General features: G+C 75.9%; 20 protein-coding genes. 7 read left to right on the top strand and 13 right to left on the bottom strand.

The genetic code is table 11. The features are described 5' to 3' along the window. Position 1 precedes the first annotated feature (1 nt). Together FB457_RS16030 and FB457_RS16025 are read right to left on the bottom strand one after the other, a co-directional pair. Positions 2 to 937, bottom strand: coding sequence for a LysR family transcriptional regulator (locus tag FB457_RS16030; RefSeq protein WP_047015044.1), 936 nt, complete (start codon positions 935 to 937; stop codon positions 2 to 4). A gap of 161 nt (positions 938 to 1,098) precedes the next feature. Then, complete coding sequence (locus FB457_RS16025) at positions 1,099 to 1,422, bottom strand: hypothetical protein (protein ID WP_047015045.1); 324 nt, start codon at positions 1,420 to 1,422, stop codon at positions 1,099 to 1,101. A 220-nt stretch (positions 1,423 to 1,642) separates the two neighbouring features. Between FB457_RS16025 and FB457_RS16020 the strand changes: the two genes are divergently transcribed. The 5 genes from FB457_RS16020 (at position 1,643) to FB457_RS16000 (ending at position 6,486) form a co-directional block, all read left to right on the top strand. Further along, complete coding sequence (locus FB457_RS16020) at positions 1,643 to 2,878, top strand: sensor histidine kinase (protein WP_047015046.1); 1,236 nt, start codon at positions 1,643 to 1,645, stop codon at positions 2,876 to 2,878. Continuing rightward, positions 2,875 to 3,564, top strand: coding sequence for a response regulator (locus tag FB457_RS16015; RefSeq protein WP_145782232.1), 690 nt, complete (start codon positions 2,875 to 2,877; stop codon positions 3,562 to 3,564). The genes FB457_RS16020 and FB457_RS16015 overlap by 4 nt, the downstream gene beginning before the upstream one ends. Positions 3,565 to 3,634: 70 nt before the next feature. Beyond that, the gene (locus FB457_RS16010) at positions 3,635 to 4,747 is read left to right on the top strand and encodes a DEDDh family exonuclease (RefSeq protein WP_047015048.1); all 1,113 of its coding nucleotides are present in this window, start codon (positions 3,635 to 3,637) and stop codon (positions 4,745 to 4,747) included. Between the two features lie 45 nt (positions 4,748 to 4,792). Then, entirely contained in the window at positions 4,793 to 5,725 is a 933-nt protein-coding gene (locus FB457_RS16005; protein WP_047015049.1) for an SURF1 family cytochrome oxidase biogenesis protein, read from the top strand. A gap of 5 nt (positions 5,726 to 5,730) precedes the next feature. Further along, on the top strand, positions 5,731 to 6,486 hold the full coding sequence (locus FB457_RS16000) for an SDR family oxidoreductase (RefSeq protein ID WP_047015050.1): 756 nt from the start codon (positions 5,731 to 5,733) through the stop codon (positions 6,484 to 6,486). Positions 6,487 to 6,692: 206 nt separating this feature from the next. On the opposite strand, the gene FB457_RS15995 is transcribed toward FB457_RS16000, so the two are convergent. The 5 genes from FB457_RS15995 to FB457_RS15975 are packed head-to-tail and all read right to left on the bottom strand — an operon-like array spanning position 6,693 to position 9,240. Beyond that, positions 6,693 to 7,403 carry a hypothetical protein gene (locus FB457_RS15995; protein WP_145782231.1) on the bottom strand — a complete coding sequence of 237 codons (711 nt, stop codon included), beginning with the start codon at positions 7,401 to 7,403 and terminating at the stop codon, positions 6,693 to 6,695. Between the two features lie 5 nt (positions 7,404 to 7,408). Next, positions 7,409 to 8,086, bottom strand: a complete 678-nt coding sequence (locus tag FB457_RS15990; protein ID WP_486589039.1) for a DUF6286 domain-containing protein — start codon at positions 8,084 to 8,086, stop codon at positions 7,409 to 7,411. Beyond that, positions 8,083 to 8,460, bottom strand: coding sequence for an Asp23/Gls24 family envelope stress response protein (locus tag FB457_RS15985; RefSeq protein ID WP_253911163.1), 378 nt, complete (start codon positions 8,458 to 8,460; stop codon positions 8,083 to 8,085). The genes FB457_RS15990 and FB457_RS15985 overlap by 4 nt, the downstream gene beginning before the upstream one ends. Before the next feature lie 51 nt (positions 8,461 to 8,511). Further along, the gene (locus FB457_RS15980; protein ID WP_018835772.1) at positions 8,512 to 8,706 is read right to left on the bottom strand and encodes a hypothetical protein; all 195 of its coding nucleotides are present in this window, start codon (positions 8,704 to 8,706) and stop codon (positions 8,512 to 8,514) included. A 48-nt stretch (positions 8,707 to 8,754) separates the two neighbouring features. Continuing rightward, entirely contained in the window at positions 8,755 to 9,240 is a 486-nt protein-coding gene (locus FB457_RS15975; RefSeq protein ID WP_047015053.1) for an Asp23/Gls24 family envelope stress response protein, read from the bottom strand. Between the two features lie 227 nt (positions 9,241 to 9,467). On the opposite strand from FB457_RS15975, the gene FB457_RS15970 reads away from it, so the two are divergent. After that, positions 9,468 to 10,304, top strand: a complete 837-nt coding sequence (locus tag FB457_RS15970; protein WP_347615563.1) for a hypothetical protein — start codon at positions 9,468 to 9,470, stop codon at positions 10,302 to 10,304. A 74-nt stretch (positions 10,305 to 10,378) separates the two neighbouring features. Here FB457_RS15970 and FB457_RS15965 read toward each other — a convergent pair whose 3' ends face one another. From FB457_RS15965 to FB457_RS15955, 3 genes are all read right to left on the bottom strand, one after another. After that, positions 10,379 to 11,170 carry an enoyl-CoA hydratase/isomerase family protein gene (locus FB457_RS15965; RefSeq protein WP_047015055.1) on the bottom strand — a complete coding sequence of 264 codons (792 nt, stop codon included), beginning with the start codon at positions 11,168 to 11,170 and terminating at the stop codon, positions 10,379 to 10,381. Positions 11,171 to 11,264: 94 nt separating this feature from the next. Then, a complete protein-coding gene (locus tag FB457_RS15960; protein WP_026276177.1) occupies positions 11,265 to 11,483 on the bottom strand; it encodes a helix-turn-helix domain-containing protein in 219 nt (72 codons plus the stop codon). A 335-nt stretch (positions 11,484 to 11,818) separates the two neighbouring features. Further along, a complete protein-coding gene (locus FB457_RS15955) occupies positions 11,819 to 13,417 on the bottom strand; it encodes an ABC-F family ATP-binding cassette domain-containing protein (protein WP_047015056.1) in 1,599 nt (532 codons plus the stop codon). 222 nt (positions 13,418 to 13,639) lie between these two features. Here FB457_RS15955 and FB457_RS15950 point away from each other — a divergent pair, with 222 nt between their 5' ends. Further along, entirely contained in the window at positions 13,640 to 14,047 is a 408-nt protein-coding gene (locus tag FB457_RS15950) for a VOC family protein (RefSeq protein ID WP_047015057.1), read from the top strand. 16 nt (positions 14,048 to 14,063) lie between these two features. Here FB457_RS15950 and FB457_RS15945 read toward each other — a convergent pair whose 3' ends face one another. The 3 genes from FB457_RS15945 to FB457_RS15935 form a co-directional block, all read right to left on the bottom strand. Beyond that, positions 14,064 to 15,371, bottom strand: coding sequence for a hypothetical protein (locus tag FB457_RS15945; protein ID WP_145782228.1), 1,308 nt, complete (start codon positions 15,369 to 15,371; stop codon positions 14,064 to 14,066). A gap of 229 nt (positions 15,372 to 15,600) precedes the next feature. Continuing rightward, positions 15,601 to 16,740: an alpha/beta hydrolase family protein gene (locus FB457_RS15940; RefSeq protein WP_047015059.1), complete on the bottom strand. Its 1,140-nt coding sequence runs from the start codon at positions 16,738 to 16,740 to the stop codon at positions 15,601 to 15,603. 69 nt (positions 16,741 to 16,809) lie between these two features. Next, positions 16,810 to 17,442, bottom strand: coding sequence for a class II aldolase/adducin family protein (locus tag FB457_RS15935; protein WP_145782227.1), 633 nt, complete (start codon positions 17,440 to 17,442; stop codon positions 16,810 to 16,812). Positions 17,443 to 17,586 lie beyond the last annotated feature (144 nt).

Raw genomic sequence — 17,586 nt, 5'->3', positions numbered from 1 at the left:
GTCAGGCCGTACGGGCCGGGGTGCGGCGGAGGGCCGCGGGCGGGGGGAGCTGGGTGGTGTGGCGGCGGGCCAGGCGCAGGACGGCCCGCAGCGTCGGTTCCGCCTGCCCCGGGTCGCGGCGCCAGCGGGCCTCGATCGCCACCGGGCCCGCCGGCGTGGCCATCGGGAGGTCGACGAGCCCGCCGTCCTCCAGGTCCCGTACGACGGCCAGCCGGGGCAGCAGCGCCACCCCGCGGCCGTGCGCGGCCAGCCGGCGCAGCGCGGGCAGGGAGCCGGCGGCGGTGGCCGCGCGGGTACGGGCGGGCAGGTCGCGGCTGAGGCGGTCGTAGAGGACGGCCGAGCTGCAGCCCGGCTCCGCGACGAGGAACTCGGCGGCCAGCACGTCCGCCTCCGTCACCTCCGCCGCGCCCGCCAGCGGGTGGGCAGGGCCGGTGACGAGCACGACGTCCTCGTGGCCGACGACCGCGCTCGGGCCCGCCGTGCGGCTGCCGTCGTCGAAGTGGAAGGCGAGGTCCAGTTCGCCGGCGGCCAGTTGCTCCGCCAGCCGCTCCCGGGGGCCGACGACCACGCTGATCTCCGCGTCCGCGTCCGGCCCGCCGGCGCCGTAGTCCAGCGCGGTGACGATGTCCGGCAGCCACTCCCCCGCCAGGGTCTCCGGCGCCCCGATCCGCAGCCGCGGCCGGAAGGCGGCGGCCGCGCTGCGCATGCGCTCGTCGATCTCCAGCGCCTCGCGCGCGTACGGGAGCAGCCGGCGGCCGGCGTCGGTGAGGGAGGCCCCCGTGGAGGTGCGGACCACGACCGTGACGCCGAGTTCCTGTTCCAGGCGGCGCAGTTGGGCGCTGAGGCTCGACTGCGCGTACCCCAGCCGCTCGGCCGCGGCCGATATCCCGCCGGTCTCGGCCACCGTCACGAAGGCGCGCAGATATCGAGAGTCCACCGGGGGATCGTGTCACCGCCCTCTTCGCCCGCGCCATCACTTTTTTGCATGGACGCGCCACACGATACGTGCCCCGCACCCCGCCAAGTGACCATGGGGGTCCGTGAGTTGGACGGCCGGCGCCGGGCGCGCTCCCTCGTCACCGCTCCCGGCGCGGGCCGTCACACCGCGGCGTCGAGCGCGAACCCGTCCAGCTCGATCCCCGCCCACGCCAGCTCGATGAGCACGTCCACCGCCCGCCGGCCGTCCGGCACCTCGGCGATCAGTACCGCGGGCTCCGCGCCCGGCAGCGGGGGCACGTCCAGGACGAGCGCGAGCAGCCGCCGCGCCTCGGCGCGCCGCGCGGGCTCCGCGAGCCGCAGCAGGAGGTGCCGGGCGGGCCTCACCGCCGCGGCCCACGGACCGCCGCCGTGCCGGAGTGCGTGCCGGGCCGCCGGCTGCGGGATCCGTACGCGGTGGTCTCCGTCCGTTCCGTTAAGGGGCATGGTGGCTCTCCCGTCCGCCGTGCGCGTGCCGGCCGTCCGACGGCCGGCTGCCGTCGGGCTCCACGATCCGCCCCGGGACCGCCGCCCGTCATCGTCCGGCGAGTGGCTCCCGCGCTGCGGTCAGGGGTGCAGCGGACCCACCGCCTGCAACCTGCGCAGCAGCGCCCGCTGCGCCTCCCGGAGGACGCCTGACCGGCGCCGATTGGCTACGGTGCAGAGCATGACGGCGGCAGCGCAGACGGACGCGAACAGTGAGCACACGGTGTTCCGCTACCTCGCGACCGCGATCGAGGACGGGCGGGAGACGGCGCGCGATGCCCGCGCGTACGCCAAGGACGCGGGCTTCGCCGCCGCCGTGGCGCTCGGCTGCGTCGGCACGATGCTGCTGGCGCCCGACGGGCGGACCGGCTTCGACGCGCTCGCCTGGGTGCTGGGCCTCATCGGCAGCGTGGCGCTGGTGGCCAGGCACCGGTTCCCGCGCGCGGTGCTGGTGATCGCGGCGGCGGCCATGGTCGCGTACCAGCTCCGCGGCTACCCCGACGGCAGCCCGGTGCTGCCGATGCTGGTCGCCGTCTACCGGTCCATCCGCGGCGGGCACCGCGGCTTCTTCGCGGTCACCGCCCTCCTCTCCCTCGTGGTCAGCCTCGGCTCGCTGCCGCTGCTCCCGCTCGGCGACGAGGCGCTGCGCGCGGCGCTGGAGAAGCGGTTCCTGACCTTCGGCTGGGTGGTGGCGTGCGCGATGGGCGCGGCCATGCGCATCCAGCACGAGGCGATGCTGGCGCAGGCCGAGGAGCGGGCCGCGGAGAACGCGCAGCGCAGCGCGGACGAGGAGCGGCTGCGTATCGCCCGCGAGCTGCACGACACCCTCACCCACAGCATCTCCGTGATCAAGGTGCAGGCCGGGGTGGCCGTGCACCTGTCGAAGAAGCGCGGCGAGGAGCCGCCGCCGGCGCTGCTCGCCATCCAGGAGGCCAGCGGCGACGCCGCGCGCGAGCTGCGCTCCACGCTGCACGTGCTGCGCAACGCGGACGGCGGCGCCGAGGGTGTCGGCCTCGAACGGCTGCCCGAGCTGGTGGAACGGGCCAGGGGCTCGGGGGTGCCGGCGACGGTGGCGGTGGCGGGCGAGCGGCCGGTGCTGCCGGCGGAGGTGGACCGGGCGGCGTACCGGATCGTGCAGGAGTCGCTGACGAACGCCGCGCGGCACGCGGGGCCCGCGGCGGCCGTGGGCGTGCACGTCTCGTACGCGCCGGACAAGGTCGTCGTCCAGGTCGACGACGACGGCGCCGCCGACCCCGGGGCACCGCCGCAGCCGGGCATCGGGCTGACGGGGATGCGCGAGCGGGTCACCGCGCTCGGGGGCGAGCTGCACGCCGCGCCGCGGCCGGAGGGCGGCTTCCGGGTGCGCGCCGAGCTGCCGCTGCCGCGCGCGGGCGGCCCCGCGGGGGCGGCCCCGTGATCCGGGTGCTCCTCGTCGACGACCAGGCCCTCATCCGGGGCGGGTTCCGGGCGCTGCTCGACGCCGAGGACGACATCGAGGTGGTCGGCGAGGCCGCCGACGGCGCCGAGGGGGTCCGGCTCGCCGCCCGGCACCGTCCCGACGTGGCGCTCGTCGACGTGCAGATGCCGGTGCTCGACGGCATCGAGGCCACCCGCAGGATCGCCGCCGACCCCGACCTGGCGGGCGTGCACGTCGTCATCCTCACCAACTACGGCGTGGACGAGTACGTCTGGGGCGCGCTGCGCGCCGGGGCGGCCGGGTTCCTCGTCAAGGACATGGAGCCGGAGGACCTGCTGCACGGCGTACGGGTCGCCGCCCGCGGCGACGCGCTGCTCTCCCCCGCGCTGACGCGCAAGCTGATCCAGGAGTACGTGTCCCGCCCCGCGGGCGGCGTGCCCGACACGGCCGAGGCGCTGCGCGAGCTCACCCGGCGCGAGCGCGAGGTCGTCACCCTCGTCGGCGGCGGCCTCAGCAACGAGGAGATCGCCGCCCGGCTGCACATCAGCCCGATCACCGCAAAGACGCACGTCAGCAGGTCGATGACGAAGCTCGGCGCCCGCGACCGGGCCCAACTCGTGGTGCTCGCCTACGAGACGGGCCTGGTCACGCCGCGCGGCCCGGTCGCGGGGCGGCCCGCGGACTGACCCCTGACGGGTGCTCAGGCGGCCCCCGCGCGCGCCGCCGTGTCGGTGCCAGGCTCTATGCTCTGAACCCATGCTCGAAGACCGCGCGACGCCCCTGAGTCCCCGTCAAGTCGCGCGGCAGCAGCCGCTTCCGGGCGCTGGTCCGGCCGCGCCGCAGCCGGCCCTCCCGCTGCCCCCGCCCGCCGCCCCCGCCGACGGCTGGCCCGCCGACTACCCCGAGGCGTACGCCGTCGTCGACGTCGAGACCACCGGGCTGCGCTCCGACGACCGCATCGTCTCCGCCGCCGTCTACCGCCTCGACGCCCACGGCGCGGTGGAGGACAGCTGGTACACGCTGGTGAACCCGGAGCGCGATCCGGGACCCGTGTGGATCCACGGCCTGACCCGCGAGATGCTCGCCGACGCGCCGCTCTTCCCGGAGATCGCCGAGGAGTTCACCGCGCGGCTGGAGGACCGGGTGCTCGTCGCGCACAACGCGGTCTTCGACTGGATGATGATCGCCCGCGAGTACGCCCGCGCCGGGCTGACCGCTCCCGTGCGCCGGCGGCTGTGCACCATCGCGCTCGCCCGGCAGTTGCGGCTCCCGCTGCCCAACGCCCGGCTGGCGTCGCTGGCCGAGCATTTCGGCGTCGCCCAGCGCAAGGCCCACGACGCCGAGGACGACGCCCGCGTCCTCGCCGAGATCTTCCGCCCCAGCCTGCGGCAGGCCGCCGAGGCCGGCGCCCGGCTGCCGCTGCTGGCCTGCCAGCCGCTGACGGAGTGGGCGGAGCAGGCGCCCGCCGGGGGCACCGGCGGCACCCGCTCGCCGGGCGGGCACGGCGCGTACCAGTGGCGCACCTGGCGGCCCAACCGCCGGCTGCCCGCGTCCCCGTACCCCAACCCGGGGCGGTACGTGCGCGGCGGCCGGCTCAAGCAGGGCATGCGCGTGGCCTTCTCCGGCGACACCTCGGTGGACCGCAGCCTGCTGGAGGACCGGGCCGTCGAGGCCGGGCTGCACGTCGCGGGCAGCGTCTCGCGCTACACGAGCCTGCTGGTCACCAACGATCCGGGCGCGCCGACGAGCAAGGTGACGCGGGCCGCGGCGCACGGCACCCCGGTGATCGACGAGGCCGCCTTCCTCCACCTCATGCGGGACGTCGAGCCGGCGGAGGCGCCGCCCGGCGAGGAGGGCGGGGCGGGGTAGCGGGGTCCCGTCGGGCGGCGGCGGACCGGGGAGTACGGTCGAGGGGTGTACCGCTTCCTGTTGTCCCGGCAGTGGGTGATCGTCACCCTGGTGGCCGTCCTGCTCATCCCCGTGATGATCCAGCTCGGCTTCTGGCAGTTCCACCGCCACGAGGACCGGGTCGCGCGCAACGATCTCGTCGCCCGCAACCTCAAGGCCGAGCCGGTCCCGGTGGACCGGCTCATGCGCGAGGGCCGCACGGTGCCGCGCGAGGACACCTGGCGCACGGTCACGGCCACCGGCGCGTACGAGCCGGAGCGCGAGGTCGTCGTACGGCAGCGGCTCGGCGCCGACGACAAGCAGGGCTACTTCGTCGTCACCCCGCTCCGCCTCGCCGACGGCTCCGCGGTCCTCGTCAACCGCGGCTGGGTGCCCGCGGGCGCCGATCTCACCACCTTCCCCGAGGTGCCGCCCCCGCCCGCCGGCGAGGTCACCGTCACCGGCCGGCTGCGCCCCGACGAGACGACGGGCAGCGGCATCCGCGACAAGGCCGGGCTGCCGGACCGCCAGGTGATGCTCATCAACAGCGCCGACGAGGCCGCGGACGGCCTGCCGGGGCCGGTGCTCGGCGGGTTCGTCGAGCTCGTCGGCACCTCGCCGAAGGCCGCGGGCAAGCAGCCGGAGCCGGTCTCCGAGCCGGACCACAGCAGCATCGGTGTGCACATCGCGTACGCGATCCAGTGGTGGATCTTCGCGGCGGCGGTGCCGTTCGGCTGGTGGGTTCTCGTACGCCGGGAGCGCCGCGACCGCGAGGCCGCGGCGGCGAAGGCGGCCGGGGAGGAGAACGCGGTACCGGCCGAGCCCGCGGAGGACGGGGAAGCGCCCGGCGGGACCCCCGCCGGCGAGGCCGGGAAGACCGCGGACGCCCCGGCGCGGCGGGCCGCGGACGACGACCGCGCCCCATCCCTGGCGCCCGCCGAGCAGATGGCGGCAGACTGACCCCCATGGATCTTGGACTCAACGACCGCGCCTACGTCGTGACCGGGGGCTCGCGCGGCCTCGGTCTCGCCGTCGCCGGGCAACTGCTCGCCGAGGGCGCGAAGGTGGTGCTCAGCGGCCGCGACAAGGACCGCGTGGCGAGCGCCGCCGCCGCGCTCGGCGAGTCGGCCGTCGGCGTCGCCGCCGACAACGCGGAACCCGGCACCCCGGACCGCCTCATCTCCGCCGCCCGGGAGCACTTCGGCCGCTTCGACGGCGTGCTCATCAGCGTCGGCGGCCCGCCGGCGGGCAACGCCACCGCCAACACCGACGCCGAGTGGGAGACGGCGTTCGGCTCCGTCTTCCTCGGCGCGATGCGGATGGCCAGGACGGCCGCGGGCGAGCTGGAGGAGGGCGGGGTCATCGGCTTCGTGCTCTCCGGCTCCGTCCACGAGCCGATTCCCGGGCTCACCATCTCCAACGGGCTGCGCCCGGGGCTCGCCGGGTACGCCAAGTCGCTCGCCGACGACCTCGGGCCGCGCGGCGTGCGGGTCGTGGGGCTGCTGCCGGCCCGGATCGACACCGACCGGGCCCGCGAGCTGGACGCGCTGTCCGGCGACGCGGAGGCGGCACGGGCCCGGATGGAGGCGAAGATCCCGCTGGGCCGCTACGGCACCCCGGAGGAGTTCGGCCGGACGGCGGCGTTCCTGCTGTCGCCCGCGGCGTCGTACCTGACCGGGATCATGCTGCCGATCGACGGCGGCATGCGGCGGAGCATCTGAGCGCGGTGGCCGGACGGAGAGCATGGGCGGGCCCGGACGCCGGCCGCTTACCCCGGTTATCCGCGAGCGGGACGGGCGCGGAGCCCCGGGGCCGGTCGCGCGTGCGCCCTCTAGGAGCCGTACCGCCGGTACGGGCCGGGCGCGCCGCGCGCCGGCCGCGGCCGTCCGGCACGGTCAGGAGCTACGGCCCGCGCCCGTCCCCGCCGTCACGAGACGCGCTCCGGGCGGTGCTTGGCCGGGCGGAACCTGATCTCCGCGGGCAGCCGCGCCAGGCCCACCGACGCGCGGGCCGGGGCGAGCGCCCGCTCCTCGATGTGGTCCACCGCCGCCGCGGGATGCGCGCCGGGGCCCAGCAGCACACCGAAGCTGGCGCGCGGCGCCGTACGCCGGCCCGTGAGGGTCACCCGCGCCCGTTCCACGCCCTCCAGCGCACCGGCCTCCTCCGCCAGCACCTCCTCCAGTGCCGAGCCGCGCAGCAGGGCCTGCGGGGCGGCCGGCAGCGTGAGCGTGGCGGGGCCCCCGGACTCCGTGCCGTCGGGGTCCGGGTCCGTCGCGGAAGCCCAGTCGCCCTCCTGGGCGCGCTCGGTACCGGAGGCGCCCGGCGCGGCGGGCGCGAGTGCGCCGCCCGTGTCGACGACGACCTCGCCGAGGCGGGCCCGGCGCAACTGGGCGACGAGCCACCAGCCGCTGCAGAGCAGCAGCAGCGACAGCCCGCCGATCACCGTCGGCCACCACCAGCCGTCGTCCCGCCACCGCAGCCGGGTGGCCCGGCTCAGCAGCACGTCGTCGGAGCCACCGGCGTACGGCGCGAAGCCGGGCCGCGGCAGGTCGAGCCCGGCGAAGAGCACGGCGATCCCGGCCCCGGCGACGAGGAGGCCGGTGACGGCGAGCAGGATCCGGTTGACCACGCGCAGCATCGCGCTCACCCCTTCACCGGCGGCCGGCGTACGTGGACGGACAGCTCGGGCCTGCGGGCGAGGCCGAGTTCGCGGATGCCGTCGCCGAGGACCGCGGCGAGGTCGGCGCGTACGTCGTCCAGCTCGCGGAAGTGCGACTCGGCGCGGGCGCTGACGAGGCGGCGGCCCACCGAGACCCGTACCGACCGCACGCCGGAGATCTGCATCGCCCGGTCGCGCAGCACGACGGACGCCGCCCGCCGGTCCAGCCCGGCCCGCAGGTCCGGCGCCGAGTGCCGCATCGGCAGCACGCCGCGCAGCCCCGGCGTGACGGCCAGCAGCAGGAGCCAGGCGCCGAGCAGCACGGCCAGGGCGGCGGCGGCGAGCACCCAGGCGTCGTCGAGCGGGCGGGCGGCCAGTTCGTCGGCGACGCGGCGGCGCCAGCGCATCGCGGGGCGCTCCGCGCGTACGGCGACGACGTCGTAGAGGAGCAGCCCGATGCCCACGGTGGCCGCGGCGGCGGTGAGCGCGGCGGGCACGCGGCGTACGGACCAGAAGCGGGCCGCCGCGTCGGCGCTCCCGCCGTCCGGCCCGGCCGCGTACCCGGAGGCCGACGTGCTCTGCCGCCACTCGTCCGGCCGCGGCTCGGCCGCCGTACCGGCCGAGCCGGCGTCCGGCCAGGACTTCGTGTCATTGCCGCTCATCGCACCCTCCCCCGCGGCGCGTTCGGCCGCTCCGTGGCGTGCAGCCGCTCGACCTCCACGGCCACCTCCGGGACCTCCAGCCCGACCAGAGCCCTTACCCGCTCGGTGACCGCCCGACTCACGGCGCAGCACTGGGCGCCCAGGTCGGACGGGAACCCCAGGTGGACGCCGACGCGGACGCGGGCGGTGTCGCCGCGTACGACGACGGCGGCGTGCGCGGCGTCGGTGCCGGGCGCGCCGAGGAGCGCCTCGCGGGCCGCCTGGGAGGCGATCTTCGCGATGACGCGGTCCTCGATCCGGGTCGCGCCCCGCTCCCCCGCCGGCACGGCGGGCTCGCCGCCTCCGGCGTCCTCGGCGGGTGCCGCTTCTGCCACGTGCCCTTCTGCGTGTTCTTCCGCGTGTTCGCTCGCCACGGACGTCACCCGTCACCGCCGCCGGTCGTCGCGCTCGCCCGGCCTGCGGAAGAAGTCGCCCGGCTCCAGATCGCCGTCCAGCACCCGGCCGACGACGAAGCCGATCGCGCCGAGCGCCGCCACCAGCAGGAAGGCACCGAATCCGCCGAAGTAGCCGGCGAAGCCCAGCGCCATGCCGGCGATCAGGCCGACCACTGCCATGCTCATCGCACGCACCTTCCCCAAGCTCCCCGAGGCGGGCCCACCGCCCCGCCGTCACTGCAGCCGCGGCTGCTCGGCTTCCTCTTCCTCGTCGTCGGGCAGCTTCACGTCGGTCACCGCGATGTTGACCTCGACCACTTCGAGGCCGGTCATCCGCTCGACGGCCGAGATGACATTCTCCCGTACCGCACGGGCGAGTTCGGTGATGGAGACGCCGTAGTCGACGACGATCTCCAGGTCGAGCGCCGTCTGCACCTCGCCGACCTCGGCCCGCACCCCGGTCACCGACCGGGTGGAGCCGGGCGCACGGTCCCGTACGGCGCCCGCGGCACGGGCGAGGCCGCTGCCCATGGCGTGCACGCCGACGACGTCGCGCGCAGCGAGGCCCGCGATCTTCTCGACCACGCCGTCGGCGATCGTCGTCCGCCCCCGCGTCGCCGGATCGCCGGTGCCGCGCCGCGTGCCCAGCACCTTCGGCGGGGCCGCCGCCGGCTCCCGCGGAACCTCGCTGACCGTCGACTCGCTGCTCACCGTCTCCATCCTTTCTGACGAACGTGGCGTGCGCTCGTTTTCGCCCCCCACTATCCGTCCCCTGCCCGGGCCGGGCCAGGGGAATGCGACACCCGGCCCACGCAGGTCCGTGAACGGGTGGCAGGGCGCGGTGAGCGGAGGGCACAGGGGCGTAGGAGGGGGAACCGCGGAGCAGGCGGCGGGTGCCGCCGCGTGGGTGGCCGGGGACGGGGTCCGAGTCGGGGAGGATGGGGTGTATGACGGCGGGGAGCTGGGAACAGGCGGTGCGCGAGCAGGTGGGGCTCGGGAGGCTGCTGCCCCTGGGCGGCGCCGCGGACGGCACGTGGATCGCCGAGCGCGCGGCGGCCGGCGTGCTGCGCCGCGCGGCGGCGGGGGTGCGCGAGGCGCGGGTGACGGGGCTTCGGGTGGGGCTGGCGGACCCTGGCGATGAGGAGGCTCTCCACGGGCGGGCGGATGCCCGGGGCGGCACGGGGTCGGTGCGCGACGCCATGGGTACGGGCGCCGCGGGTGGTGATCCGCGCGGGGGCGCCGCCCGGCCCGCGGGCCGGGAGGCGGTGCGCGACGCGGGCGGCGCCGGGGGCGAGGTGCACTACCTCGGGCCCCGTGCCCCCGGCGGGGCCGCCGCGGCCGGACCCGCGCCCGTGAGCGCGCTGCCGTACGGGGAGTTGCGGATCTCGGCGCGGTGCGACGCCACCGTGGACCGGCCGGTGACGGCCACCGCGGCGGCCCTGCGGGAGGCCCTGCTGCGGGGCGCGGAGGAGCGCCTGGGTCTGCGCGTGGCGGCGGTGGACGTGCACGTGGCAGGACTGCTGGAAAGCCCGCAGACCGCCGCACAGCCCGCCCCCGGCGGCCCGCCGGACCCGCCCCCGCCCGCGGCCCGGGAGACCGCCCGTTCCGGCAACGGCGCACCGGACGTGCCGGGGGTGCTCGACTGCGACGTCCTCCCGGACGGCGAGCACGCCGAGGTACGCGTCGTCCTCGACTCCGCGCACCGCGCGCTCGACGTGGCCCTCGCCGTACGCGCCGGGACCGGCGCCGCGACCGTCACGGTCCTCGTCACCGACATCCGGTAACCGCCCGGCGTCCGTGCTCGCGCCCCGTACCACCGCGGCACCCGAGCCCAGCCCGGTCCGCCCGCACCGGCCTCCTACTCCCCCGCCCCCGCCAGGTCCCGCAGCCTGCGGGCCTGCGCAGCGCGTTCCGCCGCGCGCTGGTCCTCGTACGTCCGGCCCGCGGCCTCCCGCAGCAGCGCCTTCGTCTCGATCACCGCGTCCCGCGGCGCCGCCAGCAGCGCCGCCGCCAGGTCGGCGGTCGCGGCGCCCAACTCCGCCGCCGGGACCACGAGGTTCGCCAGGCCCACCCGCTCGGCCTCCGCCGCGTGCACGAAACGCCCCGTGACGCACATCTCCAACGCCCGTGCATATCCCACGAGTTGCACCAGCGGGCCGGTCCCGGTGAGATCGGGCACCAACCCGAGCGACGTCTCCCGCATCGCGAACTGCGCGTCGTCCGCGCACACCCGGAGGTCGCAGGCGAGGGCAAGCTGAAAACCCGCGCCAATCGCATGTCCCTGCACCGCCGCGAGGGAAACGATGTCATTCCGCCGCCACCAGGTGAACGCCTCCTGGTATTCGGCGATGACCGCGTCGAGGTCGCCGTCGGAATAGCCGGCGAGCTCAAGGAATGACGGCTCGTCCGCAAAGCCTTCGGGGGTGAATGCCTGGCGGTCGAGTCCGGCGGAGAAGGATTTGCCCTCGGCGCGCAGCACCACCACGCGGACGCTGCCGGGGAGTTCACGCCCCGCGGCGGCGAGCGCCCGCCACAGGGCGGGCGACTGCGCGTTGCGCCGGGCGGGGTGGTCGAGGGTCACCGTGGCCAGCGTGCCGTCCTCGCCGTCCAGGGCGAGCCGTACGCCGTCTCTGTGCAGCAGCTCTGTCATATACCGAACAGTAACCACCCGGCCGGTCCGGCGGACCGGCCGGGTGCCTGTGCGGGGTCCGGGGCGCCCCTCGGGGCGGCCGCGGGCGGTCCCGTCAGGACGACGCTTTCTTGCCTCGCGTCGCGCCGCCGCGACCGCGCAGGGTCACGCCGGATTCGCTGAGCATCCGGTGCACGAATCCATAGGAGCGACCGGTTTCTTCGGCCAGCGCCCGGATACTCGCACCGGAGTCGTACTTCTTCTTCAGGTCAGCCGCGAGCTTTTCGCGCGCGGCGCCGGTAACCCGGCTGCCCTTCTTCAGAGTCTCGGCCACCCGTGCCTCCTCGTACGGAAGTGCGCTCTGGACTCTCATGATCACCCCTTTACGGCCTCCTGGCCACCCGTTCGGCAAGGTCCGCGGCACGAGGTTTTCTCCCGAGTTCCTCGCGAGGAGTGTCGGAACCCGGCGTTCCGAGCCGGTCCGCGGACCGGCGGGGACCGCGGCACGGAACGATTAGGCAGGTCAGGGGGCGGTGCCGGGGCGGGGCGGGGGCGACGGCGCGCGTAGCCGGCACCGCACGCCCGGTGACCAGGCGCCACGCCGCGGTACGAGCACCACTCACTCAGATGATGGATCACCCATGAGCCGAATGATCCAGACGGGGGTGATCAAGCAAGCGCTACCAGGTCTGCGTAGTCCGCGTTCCACAGGTCCTCGACGCCGTCCGGCAGCAGGATGATGCGCTCCGGCTCCAGCGCGTCCACCGCGCCCTCGTCGTGGGTGACGAGGACGACGGCGCCGGTGAAGGTGCGCAGCGCGCCGAGGATCTCCTCACGGCTGGCCGGGTCGAGGTTGTTGGTCGGCTCGTCGAGCAGCAGCACGTTCGCGGAGGAGACGACGAGGGTCGCCAGCGCGAGCCGGGTCTTCTCGCCGCCGGAGAGCACGCGGGCGGGCTTTTCGACGTCGTCGCCGGAGAAGAGGAACGAGCCGAGCACCTTGCGCATCTCGACGGCGTCCATGTCGGGCGCGGCCGAGGCCATGTTCTCCAGCACCGAGCGGTCCGGGTCGAGGGTCTCGTGCTCCTGCGCGTAGTAGCCCAGCTTGAGGCCGTGGCCGGGGGTGACGCCGCCGGTGTCGGGCTTCTCGACGCCGGCCAGCAGCCGCAGCAGCGTGGTCTTCCCGGCGCCGTTGAGGCCGAGGATGACGACGCGGGAGCCCTTGTCGACGGCGAGGTCGACGTCGGTGAAGACCTCCAGCGACCCGTACGACTTGGACAGGCCCTCGGCGGTCAGCGGCGTCTTGCCGCACGGGGCCGGGTCGGGGAACCGCAGCCGCGCGACCTTGTCGGCCTGCCGCTGCTCGTCGAGCCCGGAGAGCAGCCGCTCGGCGCGGCGGGCCATGTTCTGCGCGGCGGTGGCCTTGGTCGCCTTGGCCCGCATCTTGTCGGCCTGGGCGTTGAGGGCGGCGGCCTTCTTCTCCGCGTTGGCGCGCTCGCGGCGGCGGCGCTTCTCGTCCGCCTCGCGCTGCGCGAGGTAGAGCTTCCAGCCCATGTTGTACGCGTCGATGCGGGCCCGGTTGGCGTCGAGGTAGAAGACCTTGTTGACGACGGTCTCGACGAGTTGTTCGTCGTGGGAGATGACGACGAAGCCGCCGTGGTACGTCTTCAGGTAGTCCCGCAGCCAGACGACCGAGTCGGCGTCGAGGTGGTTCGTCGGCTCGTCGAGCAGCAGGATCTCGGAGTCGGAGAAGAGGATCCTGGCCAGTTCCACGCGGCGGCGCTGGCCGCCGGAGAGCGTATGGAGGGGCTGGCCGAGCACCCGGTCGGGCAGCCCGAGGCTCGCGGCGATGGTGGCGGCCTCGGCCTCGGCGGCGTACCCGCCCTTGGTGAGGAATTCGGTCTCCATGCGCTCGTACCGCCGCATGGCCTTCTCACGGGTGGCGCCCTTGCCGCCGGACATCCGCTGCTCGTCCTCGCGCATCTTGCGGATGACGGCGTCCAGCCCGCGGGCCGCCAGGATGCGGTCGCGGGCGAGCACGTCGAGGTCGCCGGTGCGCGGGTCCTGCGGCAGGTAGCCGACGGTGCTGCCGCGGGTGACGGTGCCGGCGGCGGGCTGGCCCTCGCCGGCCAGCACCTTGGTGAGGGTGGTCTTGCCGGCGCCGTTGCGCCCGACGAGGCCGATGCGGTCGCCCCTGGCGATGCGGAAGGTGGCGGATTCGATGAGGACGCGGGCGCCGGCGCGCAGCTCCAGGCCGGTGGCGGTGATCACGGAAGTTCTCCAGGGCAGGGCGGAAGACGGCAAGGACGGGGGTTACGGAGCTACGCCGCTACTCATGCACGTGGAGAGTTGCCATGCGGCAAGTGTATCGGGGCCCGCAACCCGATTAACCCGCCGGATCCCGGCGGGCGGCCCCCTGGAGCGCGGCCCGGCTGCCGGTGTCGGTGGCCGGTGCCAGACTGCCCGTACAGGCTTCGAGAGGACGTGATCCGCATGCCCGGCAGCCACGACGCCCCGACCGTCTACCCCACCCTGCTGTACGACGACGCCAAGGCCGCCGTCCGGCTGCTGACCGAAGGGCTGGGCTTCCGGGAGGTCGCGGTCTTCGAGGGCGAGGACGGCAGGGTGGTGCACGCGGAGCTGGCCCAGGGGAACGGGATGGTGATGCTGGGCTCGAAGGGCACCGGCAGCGAGTTCGACAGGGCGGTGGGCGCCGGCGGCCCCAGCGGGGTGTACGTCGTGGTGGACGACCCCGACGCGCACCACCGGCAGGCCGTGGAGCACGGCGTGGAGATCCTGATGCCGCCCACCGACCAGGACTACGGGGCGCGGGACTACATGGCGCGCGACCACGAGGGCAACGTCTGGAGCTTCGGCACGTACGCGCCCACCCCCCGCTGACCCGCCCCCGCCCCGCTCACCCCCCGCCGGTGTGCACCCGGAAGGCCGCCCGGCGCACGGCCTTGGCCACCGCCGGGTCGGGGTGCGCGGCGGCCAGCGCCACCAGCACCTGGACCGTACGGGGATGGCCCGCGCCGCCCACCTCCGCCAGCAGCGCGGGCACGCTGCCCTGCACCGCCGACTCCAGGTGCCGCACCAGCAGGCTGCCCTCGCCGTGGTCGGCGACCGCGGCGGCGGTGTCGACCCACAGCCAGGTCGCCTCCTCCCGGGTCAGCGCGCCCAGCGCCTCGTCCGCGTCGCCGCCCTCCTGCTCGGCCAGCCACTGCAGCGCGTAAGGACGCAGCATCGGCTCGTCGCACGCCTCGCGCACCGCGCTCTCCGCCGCCGCGCCGACCGCGCGCAGCGCCTCGAACGCCAGCCCGCGCAGCAGCGCGTCGTCGCCCCGCGCCACCTCCAGCAGTTCCGCGACCGCGCTGCCGGAGGGCCGCGCCGCCAGCCACGCGCGGTACTCGGCGCGGGCCGGGCCCGGCGTCAGCCCCGCGCAACTGCGCAGCATCGCCTCGGCGGGCTTCTCGATGTGCCCCTCGGGGCCCTGGGCGGCGATACAGATCTGCTCGATCTTCATCCACACGGCCCAGTGGCCCAGCGGCGTCAGCGACACCTCCGGGCCCTCCCGGGTCAGCGCCCCCACCGAGGCGAACGCCTCCAGCGCCCAGTCCAGCAGCCCGGACAGCAGCGCCGGCAGCTCCGCGTCCGGGACCTCCTCCGCCGCCGCCGGCTCAGCGGCCTGGCCCGGCACGGGGGTGCCCTCGCTGCCGTACGCGACCTCGCAGCGCTCGGTGCGCAGTTCGGCGACGCGCTGGCCGAGGAGGTCCAGCAGGACGGGTACGCGGACGGGGCCGCCGGTGAGGTGGAGCAGGGCGAGCATCTGCGGCATGGCCTCGATGGCGTCGCCGAGGGCGACCGAGTCGACGGCCAGCGGCTCGGGCACGGGGTGCGCCAGCGACCAGGCGTCGAAGAGCGCGACCCAGCCGCGGAGCACCGCGCGCTCGTCGCGGTCCCAGGCCCGCAGCCGCCAGGCGGGGCGGGCGTACGCGCCCTGCACCTCGACCAGCCCCGCGAGCCTGGCCCGGTCCCACTCGGCCTGCGGCGCCTCCGTCCAGGGCCGTGGCCTCCCCTCCGCCCACCGGGCGACCCGCACCGCCTCGGCGAGGAGGGCGCGGGCGTGGCCGGCGAGCACCCGGGGCGCGGCGATGCCCTCCGGGGGCCGCGGCGCCGGGCGAAGGGCCCGGTCGACGACGGCCCGGCGGGCTGCGGCGGCCATCTCGCGACGGGGCTGCCTGGGGACGAGGCGGAGCGGCGGGTGGTGCGAACTGTGCGCCATCACGCACCAAGTCTCGCGGGTGGGGCGGCGAAAGCCCAATCCGGGGTTGGCGAGGGGCCGTCGGGCGGGCCGCGGCGGGCTCGACGGCGGGCCGGAAACGGGGCCGGGGGCTGTCTTCTGGATCTTGCCGGACCGGGGGCCCGCGCAGGGGGGATTTGGCGGAAAGGGCCTAGAGCAGGGGGGTCAGGAAGCGGCGCACGGTCTCCTCGTACGCGGCCGGGGTGGCGTTCCACAGCGTCGCGTGCCCGCCGTCGGGGACCTCGCGGAGCAGCATCTTGTCGCCGCCGCGGGCAGCGAACGCCCGCGCCGCCGCGAGTGGGGCGATGTCGTCGGCCTGGCCCTGGAGCACCAGCGTCGGCGCCTCCGGTACGGCGAGCGCGGTGTCCAGCTCCGGGTACTCCCCGGCCGCCAGCACCGCGAGACCGCGCAGCCGGCCGGGGAGCGGTAGCCGCCCGGGGGCGCCGGAGCGGCCGGAGAGGGCCCGTACCGCGGCGCGCCAGTCGAGCACCGGCGAGTCCAGCACCAGCCCCGCGATGCCATAGGCCGCCGCGGACTCCGCGGCCGTGCGCAGCGCCATGGTGGCGCCGGTCGACCAGCCGTACAGCACCGCGCGCCGCGCGCCGTGCCGCACCGCCCAGTGGAGCGCCGCGTCGAGGTCGGGCCACTCGGCGCGGCCGAGCGCACCGCGGCCGCCGGGGACGGGCGGGGCGCCGGGGTCGCCGCGGAAGGCGGGGGCGAGGACCGGCAGGCCCAGCTCGTGCAGGAACGGCAGGGCGGTCAGGGCCTGTTCGCGGGTGTCGCCGAGGCCGTGGGCGGCGATGACCCAGGTGCCGCGGGTGCCCGGCACGTACCACGCGGGCAGCGCGCCCAGCGGGCCCGCGACGGTGACCTCCTGGTACGCGATGCCCAGCGCCGAGCGCGGCGTGCCCACGTACACCTTCGGCGTCAGCCGCACCCGGGTGCCCGCGTCCAGGCTGCCGTACGTGACGCGCTCCAGCCGGCGCACGAGCCGGCCGCCCGGCCACGACTCGGCGCGCACCAGGGGGCCGACGACGGCGTGCACGTCCCGGCCCGTCAGCCCGTACGTCTCGGGGCGCAGGGCGGGCGGCGAGCCGGGCCCGAGGGTGACCTGCCCGCCGGCCTCGGCGATCACCCGCAGCCGGGGTCCCTGGAAGCCGACGGGTCCCGCTGGGGCGGGCCGCAGGGCGGCGCGGGAGCCGTACCGCCCGGCGGCCACGGCGGCGGCACCGGCGCCGACTCCGGCGGCGAGGAGGCTGGTCAGGGCCGCGGCGGCCGGTTTGATGCGCATCTCAGCCATTGTCCGCGTACGGCCAGGACCCTGCCAGTGCGCACACCCGCCCGGGTCACGGGCACCGGCTCACCCCTGGCCGTAGCCCTTCAGCTTCTCCGCCACCTCCCCGAGCTCTTCCGCCGACAGCAGCGACGGGCTCAGCCCCGGCACCGAGCGCGCGGCCAGCCACACCCGGCACATCCATTCGAGCTGCGCGGTCCTGTCGTACGCCTGCGCGAGACCGGCGCCGTACGCGACGGTGCCGTGGTTCTGCAGCAGGCACGCGGACCGTCCGGCGAGCGCCGTCAGCATGCCCGCGGCCAGCTCGGGCGTCCCGTAGAGCGCGTACGGGGCGACGCGCACCGGGCCGCCGAGGGCCGCGGTGGCGTAGTGGACGGTGGGCAGTTCCCGCACGAGCGTGGAGACGGCGGTCGCGTGCACGGCGTGGGTGTGCACGACGGCGCTCGCGTCGGTGTTCTCGTAGACCGCCAGGTGCATGGGCAGCTCGCTCGTCGGCTTGAGCGAGCCGTGCGTCTGCCGCCCCCGCAGGTCGACGGCGACGAGGTCGTCGTCGCCCAACTCCTCGTAGGGAACGCCGGTCGGGGTGATGAGCACATGGTCGCCCATCCGCGCGGAGACGTTGCCCGAGGTTCCGACGACCAGCCCTTCGGAGTACATCCGCCGGGCCGTCGCCAGCAGCTCACGCCACGCGTGACGCATCTGTATCCTCCCTATGACCTGCGCATGAAGCGTTTGGCCGGGGACATTGCGACACCCATTCGCCCTCGTCACCGTCGCGTCCGGCCCAGTTCACCTTGTGTTCACTCGGAGTACTTACGTTCCTCACGGCCCCCGACCTTCGAG

The organism is Streptomyces sp. CNZ287, from assembly GCF_007827615.1.
Note: the sequence above shows the minus strand (reverse complement) of the source record. Positions and strands in the feature narration are given on the sequence as shown.